At 53.0% G+C, this 14,313-nt stretch carries 15 protein-coding genes and 1 pseudogene; all 16 read left to right on the top strand.

Features of this window, described 5'->3' with window-relative positions; all coding sequences use genetic code 11:
* Positions 1 to 84: 84 nt before the first annotated feature.
* The gene (gene rpoC, locus ACYVGU_RS16990; protein WP_460623034.1) at positions 85 to 4,437 is read left to right on the top strand and encodes a DNA-directed RNA polymerase subunit beta'; all 4,353 of its coding nucleotides are present in this window, start codon (positions 85 to 87) and stop codon (positions 4,435 to 4,437) included.
* A gap of 379 nt (positions 4,438 to 4,816) precedes the next feature.
* Positions 4,817 to 5,167, top strand: a complete 351-nt coding sequence (locus tag ACYVGU_RS16995) for a DUF3467 domain-containing protein (protein WP_460623035.1) — start codon at positions 4,817 to 4,819, stop codon at positions 5,165 to 5,167.
* 335 nt (positions 5,168 to 5,502) lie between these two features.
* On the top strand, positions 5,503 to 5,931 hold the full coding sequence (gene rpsL, locus ACYVGU_RS17000) for a 30S ribosomal protein S12 (RefSeq protein WP_190783495.1): 429 nt from the start codon (positions 5,503 to 5,505) through the stop codon (positions 5,929 to 5,931).
* Between the two features lie 85 nt (positions 5,932 to 6,016).
* The gene (gene rpsG / locus ACYVGU_RS17005; RefSeq protein WP_264679966.1) at positions 6,017 to 6,484 is read left to right on the top strand and encodes a 30S ribosomal protein S7; all 468 of its coding nucleotides are present in this window, start codon (positions 6,017 to 6,019) and stop codon (positions 6,482 to 6,484) included.
* 106 nt (positions 6,485 to 6,590) lie between these two features.
* On the top strand, positions 6,591 to 8,735 hold the full coding sequence (gene fusA / locus ACYVGU_RS17010) for an elongation factor G (protein WP_460623036.1): 2,145 nt from the start codon (positions 6,591 to 6,593) through the stop codon (positions 8,733 to 8,735).
* Positions 8,736 to 8,756: 21 nt separating this feature from the next.
* Positions 8,757 to 9,062 carry a 30S ribosomal protein S10 gene (gene rpsJ, locus ACYVGU_RS17015; RefSeq protein WP_022822123.1) on the top strand — a complete coding sequence of 102 codons (306 nt, stop codon included), beginning with the start codon at positions 8,757 to 8,759 and terminating at the stop codon, positions 9,060 to 9,062.
* Positions 9,063 to 9,277: 215 nt separating this feature from the next.
* On the top strand, positions 9,278 to 9,898 hold the full coding sequence (gene rplC, locus ACYVGU_RS17020) for a large ribosomal subunit protein uL3 (protein ID WP_460613827.1): 621 nt from the start codon (positions 9,278 to 9,280) through the stop codon (positions 9,896 to 9,898).
* Between the two features lie 9 nt (positions 9,899 to 9,907).
* A complete protein-coding gene (rplD, locus tag ACYVGU_RS17025) occupies positions 9,908 to 10,546 on the top strand; it encodes a 50S ribosomal protein L4 (RefSeq protein ID WP_460613828.1) in 639 nt (212 codons plus the stop codon).
* Complete coding sequence (rplW, locus tag ACYVGU_RS17030; protein ID WP_460613829.1) at positions 10,546 to 10,833, top strand: uL23 family ribosomal protein; 288 nt, start codon at positions 10,546 to 10,548, stop codon at positions 10,831 to 10,833. The genes rplD and rplW overlap by 1 nt, the downstream gene beginning before the upstream one ends.
* A 40-nt stretch (positions 10,834 to 10,873) precedes the next feature.
* Complete coding sequence (gene rplB, locus ACYVGU_RS17035; RefSeq protein ID WP_460613830.1) at positions 10,874 to 11,701, top strand: large ribosomal subunit protein uL2; 828 nt, start codon at positions 10,874 to 10,876, stop codon at positions 11,699 to 11,701.
* Positions 11,702 to 11,704: 3 nt separating this feature from the next.
* Complete coding sequence (rpsS, locus tag ACYVGU_RS17040) at positions 11,705 to 11,983, top strand: 30S ribosomal protein S19 (protein ID WP_110976712.1); 279 nt, start codon at positions 11,705 to 11,707, stop codon at positions 11,981 to 11,983.
* Between the two features lie 2 nt (positions 11,984 to 11,985).
* A pseudogene (gene rplV / locus ACYVGU_RS17045) lies at positions 11,986 to 12,321 on the top strand (50S ribosomal protein L22); the annotation flags it as partial.
* 152 nt (positions 12,322 to 12,473) lie between these two features.
* Positions 12,474 to 13,343 carry a small ribosomal subunit protein uS3 gene (rpsC, locus tag ACYVGU_RS17050; RefSeq protein WP_460623037.1) on the top strand — a complete coding sequence of 290 codons (870 nt, stop codon included), beginning with the start codon at positions 12,474 to 12,476 and terminating at the stop codon, positions 13,341 to 13,343.
* 37 nt (positions 13,344 to 13,380) lie between these two features.
* Positions 13,381 to 13,806, top strand: coding sequence for a 50S ribosomal protein L16 (gene rplP / locus ACYVGU_RS17055; protein ID WP_125417668.1), 426 nt, complete (start codon positions 13,381 to 13,383; stop codon positions 13,804 to 13,806).
* Between the two features lies 1 nt (position 13,807).
* Positions 13,808 to 14,020: a large ribosomal subunit protein uL29 gene (gene rpmC / locus ACYVGU_RS17060; protein ID WP_460613833.1), complete on the top strand. Its 213-nt coding sequence runs from the start codon at positions 13,808 to 13,810 to the stop codon at positions 14,018 to 14,020.
* Positions 14,021 to 14,022: 2 nt separating this feature from the next.
* Positions 14,023 to 14,313, top strand: a complete 291-nt coding sequence (gene rpsQ, locus ACYVGU_RS17065; protein WP_088844269.1) for a 30S ribosomal protein S17 — start codon at positions 14,023 to 14,025, stop codon at positions 14,311 to 14,313.

A 14,313-nucleotide genomic window follows, 5' to 3' on the forward strand; every position in this document is an offset into this window, starting at 1 on the left:
ACTGTTACAACTACTCGTGCTACTCTTAAGAGCAGCCGAGCAACGGTAACAGCCCACAAAGCCAACAGCTAATAGCTTCCACACATGGCGTTTGCAAAAAACAAAAAACTGGTACAGGACTTCTCGAAAGTCACTATCTCGCTGGCCTCGCCCGAATCCATCCTGGAGCGGTCGAACGGTGAAGTAGTAAAGCCCGAGACGATCAACTACCGGACGTACAAGCCCGAAATGGGTGGCTTGTTCTGCGAGCGGATTTTCGGTCCGGTAAAGGACTGGGAATGCCACTGCGGTAAATACAAGCGCATCCGCTACAAAGGCATTATCTGCGACCGTTGCGGCGTAGAGGTGACCGAGAAGAAAGTACGTCGGGAGCGGATGGGCCACATCGAACTGGTGGTGCCCGTAGCGCACATTTGGTACTTTAAGTCCTTGCCCAACAAAATTGGCTATTTGCTAGGCTTGCCTACCAAGAAGCTTGATCAGATTATTTACTACGAGCGCTACGTTGTAGTGCAGCCGGGTGTGCTGGCCGAAGAAGGCGTACAGCAGCTTGACTTCCTCACCGAAGACGAGTACCTCGACATCATCGACAAACTCCCCCGGGAGAACCAGATGTTGCCAAACGAGGACCCCAATAAATTCATTGCTCGCATGGGGGCTGATGCGTTGCAACTCCTATTGGAGCGCACCAACCTTGATGAGCTCTCATATTCGTTGCGTGACTCTGCCGCGCACGAAACCTCGCAGCAGCGTAAGGCCGAAGCCCTGAAGCGTCTGCGCGTAGTGGAAGCTTTCCGCGACGCCGCAACCCGCGTGGAGAACAAGCCTGAGTGGATGGTAATCCGCATGGTGCCGGTTATTCCACCAGAACTGCGTCCTCTCGTTCCGCTGGATGGTGGCCGTTTCGCTACTTCTGACTTGAACGACCTGTATCGTCGTGTTATCATCCGTAACAACCGCCTCAAGCGCCTAATCGAAATCAAGGCTCCTGAAGTGATTCTGCGGAACGAGAAGCGCATGCTGCAGGAAGCAGTCGATTCGCTCTTCGATAACTCACGTAAGGTGAACGCCGTGCGTGCTGAAGGTAACCGTGCCCTGAAGTCGCTGTCTGATATGCTGAAAGGCAAGCAGGGCCGCTTCCGTCAGAACCTGCTCGGTAAGCGTGTCGACTACTCTGGCCGTTCGGTTATTGTGGTTGGCCCCGAGCTGAAGCTGCACGAGTGCGGTCTGCCCAAGAACATGGCAGCTGAGCTGTTCAAACCGTTTATCATCCGTAAGCTCATCGAGCGCGGTATTGTGAAGACGGTTAAATCAGCGAAGAAAATCGTTGACCGTAAGGACGCTGTAGTTTGGGACATCCTGGAGAACGTGCTGAAAGGCCACCCAGTGCTCCTGAACCGTGCTCCTACCTTGCACCGGTTGGGTATCCAGGCGTTCCAGCCGCGCCTCATTGAGGGTAAAGCTATCCAGCTGCACCCACTGGTGTGTACGGCCTTCAACGCTGACTTTGACGGTGACCAAATGGCTGTGCACGTTCCGCTTGGACCTGCTGCTATTCTGGAAGCCTCTATGCTCATGCTGGCGTCCCACAACATCCTGAACCCTGCCAACGGCGCGCCCATCGCGGTACCATCGCAGGACATGGTTCTGGGTCTGTACTACGTAACGAAAGGAAAGCGCAGCACGGAAGACGAGCAGATCCAAGGTGAAGGCCGTATGTTCTACTCCGATGAGGAGGTAGTAATTGCGCTCAACGAAGGTCAGCTGTCGAAGCACGCCTATATTAAGGTGCGCACGCAGGTTCGCGACGAGGACGATAACCTCGTAACGAAGATCATCGAGACAGTTGCTGGCCGCGTACTGTTCAACCAGCTTGTTCCGGTTGAAGTAGGCTTCGTGGATGAGCTGCTGACGAAGAAAAAGCTGCAGCAGATCATTTCGATGGTGTTCAAGCGTACGGGCATGGCTCGTACGGCACAGTTCCTCGACGACATCAAGACGCTGGGTTTCCAGTCGGCTTACAAAGGTGGTCTGTCGATGGGTCTGGGCGACATCCAGATTCCGAAAGAGAAAGACGCTCTCATCGCGCAGGCTCAGGCCGACGTGAAAGCCGTTACTCAGAACTACCAGATGGGTCTGATTACCGACAACGAGCGTTATAACCAGGTTATCGATATCTGGACCCGCATCAACAACCAAATCACTGAAACCCTCATGGGTCGCCTCGAAAAGGAGAACCAGGGCTTCAACTCGATTTACATGATGATGCACTCCGGTGCTCGTGGCTCGCGTGAGCAGATTCGTCAGCTCGGCGGTATGCGGGGTCTGATGGCTAAGCCACAGAAGTCGCTGCAGGGTTCGGTTGGTGAGATTATTGAAAACCCGATTCTGTCTAACTTCAAAGAAGGCCTGGACGTAATCGAGTACTTCATCTCTACCCACGGTGCCCGTAAGGGTCTGGCCGATACCGCTCTGAAGACGGCTGATGCCGGCTACCTGACGCGTCGTCTGGTGGACGTATCGCAGGACGTTATTGTAAACGAAAACGACTGTGGTACTCTACGTGGCATCGAAACCTTCGCGTTGAAAGACAACGAGGACGTAGTAGAGCCGCTGGCTGAGCGTATCCTGGGTCGTGTAGCAGTACACGATATCATCGATCCGCTGACCGACGAAGTGATTCTGACGGCTGGTGACGAAATCACCGAAGAAATTACGCGTCGTATTGACAACACTAGCATCGAGTCGGTAGAAATCCGTTCGGTACTAACCTGTGAGTCGAAGCGTGGTATCTGCGCCCGTTGCTACGGCCGTAACCTGTCGTCGGGCCGCATGGTCCAGAGAGGTGAGGCAGTTGGTGTAATTGCTGCTCAGTCAATTGGTGAACCCGGTACTCAGCTTACCCTGCGTACGTTCCACGTAGGTGGTACGGCTTCTAACATTGCAGTAGAAGCAAGCATCAAGGCGAAGTTTGCTGGTGTAATCGAATTCGAAGATATCCGCACCGTGGAAACCGCTGGCCCTGATGGCGAGCAGGTAAAAGTGGTGATGGGTCGCTCGGGCGAAGTTAGGATCGTGGAGAAAGGCACCGGCAAGGTGTTTATCTCAAACCACGTTCCATACGGCTCGTTCCTGCTGGTTAACGAAGGCCAGGAGGTAGAGAAAGGCGACGAACTGAACAACTGGGACCCTTACAACGCTGTTATTCTGGCCGAGTTCGATGGTACCATTCAATACGACGCCATTACCGAAGGCATCACCTACCGCGAGGAATCGGACGAACAGACCGGTCACCGCGAGAAAGTGATTATAGAATCGAAAGCCAAGGATCAGAACCCGGCTATCATCGTTCGTCCGGGCAAGAAGGGTGATCTGGAAGGCCACAAGGCCTACAGCATCCCGGTAGGCTCGCACTTGAACGTAGAGAACGGCGAGAAAATCAAGGCTGGTCAGATTCTGGCCAAGATTCCGCGTGCCGTGGGCAAAACCCGCGACATTACCGGTGGTCTGCCCCGCGTTACGGAGCTCTTCGAAGCGCGTAACCCATCGAACCCGGCCGTTGTGTCGGAAATCGACGGTGTAGTAACCTATGGTACCGTGAAGCGTGGTAACCGTGAAATCTTCGTGGAGTCGAAAGACGGCATCAAGAAGAAATACATGGTGCCGCTGTCCAAGCACATTCTTGTGCAGGACAACGACTTCATCCGGGCTGGTTCGCCGCTTTCCGATGGTGCCATCACGCCATCCGACATCCTGAGCATTCAGGGTCCGGGTGCTGTGCAGGAGTATCTCGTAAATGAGATTCAGGAAGTGTACCGCTTGCAGGGTGTGAAAATCAACGATAAGCACATTGAGGTGGTAGTTCGCCAGATGATGCAGAAAGTGGTTATCCTTGATGCCGGCGACACTACCTTCCTGGAGCACCAGGTAATCGACAAGATTATCTTCATGGAAGAAAACGATACCATCATCGACATGAAGGTGGTAACGAATGCGGGTGACTCGACGGTTCTGAAGCCCGGCCAGATTGTAACGGCTCGCCGCTTGCGCGACGAGAACAGCAGCCTGCGTCGCCGCGACCTGCAACTAGTAGAAGTGCGTGAAGCTCAGCCCGCCGTATCACGGCCGACGCTGCAAGGCATCACGCAGGCCTCGCTGGGTACGCAGTCGTTCATCTCGGCCGCTTCCTTCCAGGAAACGACCAAGGTGCTGTCGGAAGCTGCCATCCGTGGCAAGGCCGACGAACTGCTAGGTCTGAAGGAGAACGTAATCGTTGGTCACCTGATTCCGGCCGGTACCGGTCTGCGCGAGTACACGCGTCAGATTGTAGGCTCGAAGGAGGAAATGGAAGCGCAACAAGCTGCCAAGGCCGACGACGTAGTAGCTCCCGCCAAACGCCCTGCCCGCGCCTCACGTCGCGAGTCAGTTTCGGAGTAAGCGTAAGCTAGTGTGATTAAGAAAAGCCGACCGGGGAAACCTGGTCGGCTTTTTCGTTTTCAAGAAGTGGGGAAGGCTGCGGTTACTAGGGTTCCTGCCGTCATAAACCCCTTCGCGTCCGCGGATACTGGTGTCTTCAATGGTTAAGGAGGGTTGGACGACTTTCACGACCTAGTAGCTTCGAAGTGCGTTTCGCTCTAGGTGTTCCGTATATATTTGCGCGCTTCGGGAGCCGTTGCCAGTTTACTAGGATAAAAAAATGAGCAAACCGTAGTTGACTAGCTGGCTGCTTTGCCGTATTTGCCTGCAAATGTACCCGCAGGCACTAGCGGCCGGCCGTTGTGTAAGCCACCCTGAAACCACTCCTTAGATTCGTAAAATGAGCCAGCCAATTCAACCAGACACCGACGCTACCCCTCTGCAGCCACAAGACCCGAATGCTATCAACATCGAGCTATCGGAAGAAATTGCCGAGGGCGAATACGCCAACCTCGCTATGATTGCGCACAGCAGCAGCGAGTTTGTAGTCGACTTTATCCGGCTGATGCCAGGCTTGCCCAAAGCCAAGGTAAAGGCTCGGATAATCCTTACGCCTGAGCATGCCAAGCGCCTGCAGGCCGCCTTGGCCGAAAACATTGAGCGGTATGAGCAGGCCAACGGTGCTATCAAGCAGCAGAACGACTCGCCGATGTACCCGATGGGCTTTGGCGGTAAAGTAGGAGAGGCGTAGATCTACAAATAATACTATCACAGGAAAGGCTTTTATCGAGAAGATAGAAGCCTTTCCTGTTTTATGTGCAATTATTACCCGTCACACTTATTACAAACTGGTGTAGGCGCTTGCTACTAGGGTAGGAGAGGAGGCGAACTGCTGTGATGCAAGCTAGCTGAAGCGTAGTGCTAGGGTGAAATATGGCTCAAACCCCTACCAAAAGCAGTTTGAACATGGGTTGCAGCTTCTCTAAAATTAACTATTTCAACCTGTTTGCTATTTCCGGCCAACTTTTATACCTTTGCAAGCCTAATTTTTTGGGAGAGAACCCTCCTTGACAAAACATTCCGTAGATGCCTACCATCAACCAGTTAGTACGAAAAGGCCGCGAGAAGCTGACGACGAAGTCGAAGTCGCCGGCTCTTGACTCGTGCCCGCAGCGCCGTGGCGTTTGCACCCGTGTGTACACCACCACGCCTAAGAAGCCGAACTCGGCTATGCGTAAAGTTGCCCGTGTGCGCCTCACCAACGGCAAAGAAGTTAACGCCTACATCCCTGGTGAAGGCCACAACCTGCAGGAGCACAGCATCGTGCTGATCCGTGGTGGCCGTGTGAAAGACCTTCCCGGTGTACGTTACCACATCATCCGTGGTGCTCTTGACACCGCCGGTGTAAATGGCCGTCTGCAGCGCCGCTCAAAGTATGGCGCTAAGCGTCCGAAGCCGGGTCAAGTTGCCGCAGCAGGCAAAGGTGGCAAACCCGCACCCGGTAAGAAAAAGTAATTGAATACGAGTAAGGTAGCGCCCAGTGCAGGATAGCACATGGTTCTTATCCCGCTGCTCGCTACCGCCACTCATTTCTACACCCATGAGAAAGTCAAAACCAAAAAAGCGCATCCTCCTGCCCGATCCTAAGTACAAGGAGACGCTAGTAACCCGTTTCGTCAACTACATGATGTACGACGGGAAGAAAAACCTAGCCTACACCATTTTCTACGATGCCTGCGAGCTTGTTGAGCAGCGCACCAAGGAAAGCGGCCTGGAGATGTGGCGCAAAGCCCTCAACAACGTAATGCCGACTGTAGAAGTGAAGAGCCGCCGCGTAGGTGGTGCTACCTTCCAGGTGCCTACTGAGGTTCGTCCTGATCGTCGTATTGCTGTTGGCTCGAAATGGCTGATTCAATATGCTCGTCGTCGTGGTGAGAAAACCATGAAGGACAAGCTGGCTGGCGAAATCATTGCTGCCGCCAAAGGTGAAGGTGCTGCCGTTAAGAAAAAGGACGACACGCACCGGATGGCAGAAGCCAACAAGGCCTTCTCGCACTTCCGCTTCTAACAAGACCTAGCAGAGAGTATAGAAGTTGTTCCTCTTGGGAATGAGAAAATAATTTTTCGCGTTCAGAGAGCTCAACTGCAATAATCTCTACGTCATAACAAAAGCAATGGCTGTTAATAAAGACCTGCAATACCTCCGGAACATCGGGATTATGGCGCACATCGACGCCGGTAAGACCACGACTTCGGAGCGCATTCTCTACTACACCGGTAAAACCCATAAAATCGGGGAAGTGCACGAAGGTGCTGCCACGATGGACTGGATGGAGCAGGAGCAGGAGCGTGGTATCACCATCACGTCTGCTGCTACTACTACCTTCTGGAATTACCCTACCGATGCAAACGGTGATCCGACTTCGGAGACCAAGCAATATAAAATCAACCTAATCGATACTCCCGGCCACGTAGACTTCACCGTAGAGGTGGAGCGCTCCTTGCGTGTTCTGGACGGTGCCGTTGCTCTGTTCTGCGCCGTTTCGGGTGTTGAGCCGCAGTCGGAAACCGTATGGCGTCAGGCTGACAAATACAAAGTGCCGCGTATCTGCTTCGTCAACAAGATGGACCGTGCTGGCGCTGACTTCTTCAAGGCCGTAGCCGAGATTAAGGACAAATTGGGTGCAAACCCAGTGCCTCTGCAAATCCCGATCGGGGCTGAAGAAACCTTCAAAGGTGTTGTCGATCTGCTGACCGGCAAGGCTATCGTATGGGATGATGCTACCCAAGGCAAGTCGTACCACGAAATCCCGGTTCCCGAGGATCTGGTGGACACTGTAGCCGAGTGGCGTCAGAAGCTCATCGAGAGCGTTGCTGAGTATGATGACCGTCTGTTGGAGAAGTTCTTCGAAGATCCCGAAAGCATCACCCGCGATGAAATGATGGTTGTTATCCGCCAAGCGGTTATCGACATGAAGTTCTCGCCCGTAATGTGCGGATCGGCCTTCAAAAACAAAGGTGTTCAGTCGATGCTGGATGGCGTAATGGCCTACCTGCCTTCGCCCCTGGACATGCCTGCCATCGTGGGTACTAACCCCGACACGGGCGAGGAACTTGAGCGTCACCCAGACAATGACGAGCCCTTCACGGCTCTGGCATTCAAAATTGCTACTGACCCGTTCGTGGGCCGTCTGTGCTTCTTCCGCTGCTACAGCGGCGTGCTGGACGCTGGTTCGTACGTGTTCAACAACCGCACCGGCAAGAAGGAGCGTATCTCGCGTTTGATGCAGATGCACTCTAACAAGCAGAACCCAATTGATAAGATCCAGGCGGGTGATATTGCTGCAGGTGTTGGTTTCAAAGACATTAAGACCGGTGATACGCTGACCGACGAAAAGTCGCGCATCGTACTCGAGTCTATGTCGTTCCCTGAGCCTGTTATCGGTTACGCTATTGAGCCCAAAACTCAGGCTGACGTTGATAAGATGGGTATGGCTATTGCCAAACTCGTGGAAGAAGATCCTACCCTCGTAGTACAGACTGACCCCGAGACTGGCCAGACCGTACTGAAAGGTATGGGCGAGCTTCACCTTGAAATCATCATCGACCGTATGCGTCGTGAGTTCAAAGTGGAAATCAACCAGGGCGCGCCAATGGTGGCCTATAAGGAGATTCTGACCAAAACCGTTGAGCACCGCGAAACTTATAAGAAGCAGACTGGTGGTCGTGGTAAGTTCGGTGACATCGTGTTCGAACTCGGCCCGAAACTGACCGATCCGGAGAAGCCAGGTCTGGAGTTTGTAAACGATATCACCGGTGGTGTTATCCCACGCGAATTCATCGCACCAGTTCAGAAAGGTTTCGAAGAAGCCATGAAGAACGGTCCGCTGGCAGGCTTCCCAATCGAAGGCATGCGCGTACGTCTGTACTACGGTTCTTATCACGATGTTGACTCGGATGCTCTGTCGTTCGAACTCGCAGCACGTGGTGGTTTCCGGGAAGCAGGAAAGCAGGCTGGTCCGAAACTGCTCGAGCCTATCATGGCGGTAGAAGTAGTTTCTCCTGATGAATACACCGGCTCGGTAACGGGTGACTTGAACCGTCGTCGGGGTATCATGAAAGGCATGGACACGAAAGGTGGCGCAAACGTGATTAAGGCTGACGTTCCGCTGTCGGAGCTGTTCGGTTACGTAACCACGCTGCGTACTATCTCGTCGGGTCGTGCTTCAGCTTCGCTGACTTTCTCGCACTACGATCAGGTGCCTAACAACCTTGCTGAAGCCATCATCGCTAAGCAAAAGGGTAACGCCATTCGCTAATACCGCTTTCATTCAAAAGACATGAACCAGAAAATTCGCATCAAACTCAAATCCTACGACCACAACTTGGTGGACAAATCGTCGGAGAAGATTGTGAAGGCGGTGAAGGCTACGGGTGCTATCGTAAGCGGCCCTATCCCATTGCCAACAGACAAGGAGAAGTTCACTGTACTACGTTCACCCCACGTGAACAAGAAGTCGCGTGAGCAGTTCCAGCTCTGCACTTACAAGCGCCTCGTTGATATCTACTCCACTTCGTCGAAGACTGTAGATGCTCTGATGAAGCTTGAACTGCCCAGCGGTGTTGACGTTGAAATCAAAGTCTGAGGACTGATTTCTAAGATTTAAGTAAGAAAACGCCCCATTAGTTCTTCGGAGCTAATGGGGCGTTTTCTTTGCTGTCGAGGGGCTAACTATATGATCCTGAAAATATTTCAGGGCGGGGTTAGATTATCACATAACAATTTCCTAGCTTTGCACTCCATTTCCGAAAACGCCACTTGGGCGTTTTCGAGTGTGTCTTTTTCTAAAACCCCAATCGAATGCCTGGCATCATCGGTAAAAAAATCGGTATGACAAGCCTCTTCACTCCGGACGGGAAGAACATTCCCTGCACGCTCATTGAGGCGGGTCCGTGCGTAGTGACGCAGGTTAAGACCATCGAAACGGACGGCTATACCGCCATCCAGCTCGGTTACGGCGAGAAGAAAGCAAAGAACACCACCAAAGCATTGGCTGGTCACTTCGCTAAAGCCGGAACCACCCCCAAGAAAAAACTCGTTGAGTTCCGCACCGACGAGGCAGCCAATTATACTGCTGGTAGCGAAATCAACACTACTCTCTTCGAGGAAGGTGAATTCGTTGACGTAGTAGGTACCTCAAAAGGTAAAGGTTTCCAGGGCGTAGTAAAGCGTTACAACTTTGCTGGTGTTGGTGGCCAGACGCACGGTCAGCATAACCGTGGTCGTCACCCCGGTTCTATTGGTGCTTGCTCGTGGCCTTCACGCGTATTCAAAGGAATGCGCATGGGTGGCCGTATGGGTAACGACCGTGTGAAAGTGCAGAACCTGAAGGTGATGCGCATTGTAGCCGACAAAAACCTCATCGTGGTGAGCGGCTCGATTCCCGGTGCCAAGAACTCTTTCGTGGTCCTGGAAAAATAAGCTAGCAACATGGAACTGTCAGTAATCAACATCAAAGGCGAAGACACCGGCCGCAAGGTTACTCTGTCTGACGCCATCTTCGGCCTAGAGCCGAATGAGCACGTGATGTATCTCGACGTGAAGCAGTACTTGGCCAACCAGCGCCAGGGTACGCACAAGTCGAAACAGCGTAACGAAGTACACGGCACTACCAAGAAGCTGAAGAAGCAGAAAGGTACCGGTGGTGCCCGTGCAGGTAGCATGAAGTCAGGTGTATTCGTAGGTGGTGGCCGTATTTTCGGTCCTCAGCCTCGCGACTACGGCTTCAAGCTGAACAAAAAAACAAAGCGTCTTGCTCGTCTGTCAGCCCTCTCGGTGCTGGCTAAAGATGGCAAAGTATCAGTAGTGGAAAACATTACTCTTACTTCAGCTAAGACCAAAGACTTCGCCGCTATCCTAGCTGGTTTGAAGCTGAACAACGGCAAGAAAACCCTGCTAGTAACTGGCTCGGTTGACAAAAACGTGGTTCTGTCGGCTCGCAACATCCAGAAAGTGAGCGTAGCTACCCCGGTAGCTCTGAATACCCACGATCTGCTGAACACCGACACCCTGTTGCTGTCAGAAGATGGGTTGAGCGCTCTGGAACAACTCTATACCACTGCTGAGTAATGAGCATCCTGAAGAAACCCATCGTAACTGAAAAGGCTACGGGTCTGAACGAGAAAAGCCAATATGCTTTCGAAGTGGCTATCGACGCCAACAAGGTTCAGATCAAGAAAGAGATTGAGCAAATGTACGGAGTGACGGTAACGGGCATCAGCACGATCCGCACCATCGGCAAAGTGAAATCTAAGTTCACGAAGGGCGGCGCCGTTTCTGGCCGTCGTGCCCATGGCAAAAAAGCCATCGTGACCGTGAAAGAAGGCGATATCATCGACTTCTACAGCGGCCTGTAAGCCTACTTTCCCGCCAAGAGATTTTTCCTAAGCAAGAGTAATGGCACTCAAAAAACTAAGACCAACATCACCGGGTCAGCGCTTCCGCATCGCCCCGGCCTTCGACGAGATTACTGCGTCGACGCCGGAGAAGTCGCTGTTGGCACCCCTGAAAAACTCCGGTGGCCGTAACAACTCGGGCAAGATGTCTAACCGCTACATCGGTGGTGGACACAAAGCCAAATACCGTATCATCGACTTCAAGCGTGACAAGGCTACTGTGCCTGCTACGGTGAAGACGATTGAGTACGATCCTAACCGCACCGCTCGTATTGCTTTGCTGCAGTATGCTGATGGTGAGAAACGCTACATCATTGCTCCAGCTGGTCTGACCGTAGGAGCTAGTGTGGTGTCGGGTTCGGGCGTAGCTCCGGAAGTAGGCAATGCCCTGCCCCTGCGTGAGATTCCGCTAGGTACCATCGTACACAATATCGAGCTGATGCCCGGTAATGGTGCTGCTATGGCCCGCTCAGCTGGTACTTATGCTCAGCTGGTAGCCCGCGAGGACAAATACGCCACCTTGAAATTGCCCTCCGGCGAAATGCGTATGGTACTTGTTACCTGCATGGCTACGGTTGGTACCGTTTCGAATGGCGACCACATGAATGTCCGCCTTGGTAAGGCTGGCCGTAACCGCTGGTTGGGTCGTCGTCCACGCGTTCGTGGTGTGGCTATGAACCCTGTCGATCACCCCATGGGTGGTGGTGAAGGTAAATCGTCGGGTGGTCACCCACGTAGCCGTAATGGTATCTTCTCGAAGGGCCAGAAAACGCGCAACAAGAATAAGTATTCCGAGAACCTGATCGTAAGCCGCAAAGGCAAGAAGTAAGCAATGGCACGTTCACTAAAAAAAGGGCCGTACATTGACTTCCGGCTCGAGAAGAAAGTATCGGCAATGGACGAATCCGGCAAAAAGTCGGTGGTGAAGACTTGGTCTCGCCGCTCGATGATTTCGCCCGATTTCGTTGGCCACACCTTCGCTGTTCACAACGGCAATAAGTTCATCCCGGTGTATGTAACGGAGAATATGGTAGGACACAAGCTCGGTGAGTTTGCCCCAACCCGTAACTTCCGCGGCCATATCGCCAAGAAAGATAAAGGCAAGCGCTAATCATGGAAGCAGTAGCTAAACTCCGGAACGTGCCTACCTCGCCGCGCAAAATGCGCTTGGTAGCCAACCTGGTACGCGGTCAGAAAGTGACCCGTGCGCTAGGCCTGCTGAAATTTGAGGCCAACTCGGGCGCCCCCAAAATCGAGAAACTGCTCTTGTCGGCTTTAGCCAACTGGCAGCAGAAGAACGAGGATGAGCGTATCGAGGATGCTAACCTCTATATCAAAGAGATTTTCGTGGATGAAGGTCGTATGCTGAAGCGTTTGCGCCCCGCCCCTCAGGGTCGTGGCCACCGTATCCGCAAGCGTAGCAACCACGTGACGCTGATTATCGACTCAAAAGTGGAGCCGCTAGGTAGCAAAGCTGCCGCTAAGCAAGCTGCTGAGACGAAAGGTACTGAAGCGAATGCTGAAGCTAAGCCTAAGACTACACGTCGCAGCTCGGCTAAGAAATCCACTGAAACCACGGCAGAAGCCACCGCATAAGCACTATGGGACAGAAAGTAAATCCGGTTGGCTTCCGTCTGGGCGTCATCAAAGGATGGGACTCGAACTGGTACGGTGGCAAGGACTTTGCCGACAAACTGGTTGAGGACGAAAAAATCCGCAAATACATCATGGCTCGTATCCCGAAAGGGGGTATCAGCCGCATTGTAATCGAGCGCACTCTGAAGCGTGTCACCATCACTATCAACACGGCTCGCCCGGGTGTAGTAATCGGTAAAGGCGGTGCTGAAGTTGATAAGATCAAGGACGAACTGAAGCAGATCACTGGCAAAGACGTTCAGATCAACATCTTTGAGATCAAGCGTCCTGAACTTGATGCCAAGCTAGTAGGCGAAAGCATTGCTCAGCAGCTCCAGGCTCGTATCTCTTTCCGCCGTGCCATGAAAATGGCAATTCAGGCTGCTATCCGTGTTGGTGCTGAAGGCATCAAGATTCAGTGCGGTGGTCGTTTGGGTGGTGCTGAGATTGCTCGCTCCGAGCAGTATAAAGAAGGCCGTACGCCCCTGCATACACTGCGCGCTGACATAGATTATGCTTTGTCAGAAGCACAGACTGTGTATGGTAAAATTGGTATCAAGGTATGGGTGATGCGTGGTGAAGTATTCGGCAAGCCGGATCTTTCTCCTAATCAGCAGCCCGCCGGTGGTCAGGGTGGCGACAGCCGCAACGACCGTGGCCCACGCGGTGAGCGTGGTGACCGTGGTGGTGACCGTGGCCCACGTCGCGACCGTAATGAACGCGGCGGTGAAGGCCGTGGTGGTGACAACCGCGGTGGTCAAGGTGGTGGACAGCGTCGCGGTGGCGGCGGTGCTCCGAACCGTGGCGGCCAAGGCGGTGGAGCACCCCGTCGCTAGCCTTTTTCTTTTCTCTCGATTAAATTCAAGATAACTCATGTTACAACCGAAAAGGACCAAGTATCGCAAGATGCAAAAGGGTCGCGTGCATGGCCTAGCCCATCGCGGCAGCTCCATTGACTTCGGTTCGTTCGCTATCAAGTCGCTGGAACAGGCATGGATTACGGCTCGCCAAATTGAGGCAGCTCGTATCGCCATGACCCGCGCCATGAAACGCGAAGGTCAAGTATGGATTCGCATCTTCCCAGATAAGCCTATCACTAAGAAGCCCGCTGAAGTGCGGATGGGTAAGGGTAAAGGTTCACCCGAGTATTGGGTAGCCTGTGTTAAGCCTGGCACCATCATGTTTGAGTCAGACGGTGTTTCACTAGAAGTGGCGCAGGAGTCGCTGCGTCTGGCCGCGCAGAAATTGCCGGTTCGGACTTCATTTGTTGTTCGTCGCGACTACGTAGAAAGCAAGTAAGATGAAGAACGCAGATATCCGTGCCCTCTCTATTGAGGACCTCAAAAATCAAATTAAGACGGAGCAAACCAATGGTCAGACGATGCGCTTCGCGCACGCCATTTCACCTTTGGAAAACCCGATTCGTCTGAAGCAAGCCCGCAAAAATGTCGCCCGTCTGCTGACCGAGTTGAAGCGTCGCGAGAACGAGCAGGCTACTAACACTGCTAACTAACGATGGCAAGCAACGAAGAACAGCAGGCAACAACCGCAACTGAGCGGAACCTGCGCAAAGAAATCATCGGGCGCGTTTCCTCCTCCAAGATGGACAAATCCATCACGGTAGTAGTGGAAAGCAAAATGAAGCACCCGATCTACGGTAAGTTCGTTACCAAGTCGACCAAATTTATGGCTCACGACGAAAATAACGAATGCGGTGAAGGTGATACGGTTCGTATCATGTCAACCCGTCCGTTGAGCAAAAACAAACGCTGGAGACTGGTAGAAATCGTAGAACGCGCCAAATAA

The sequence above is a fragment of the Hymenobacter tenuis genome, from assembly GCF_054780495.1.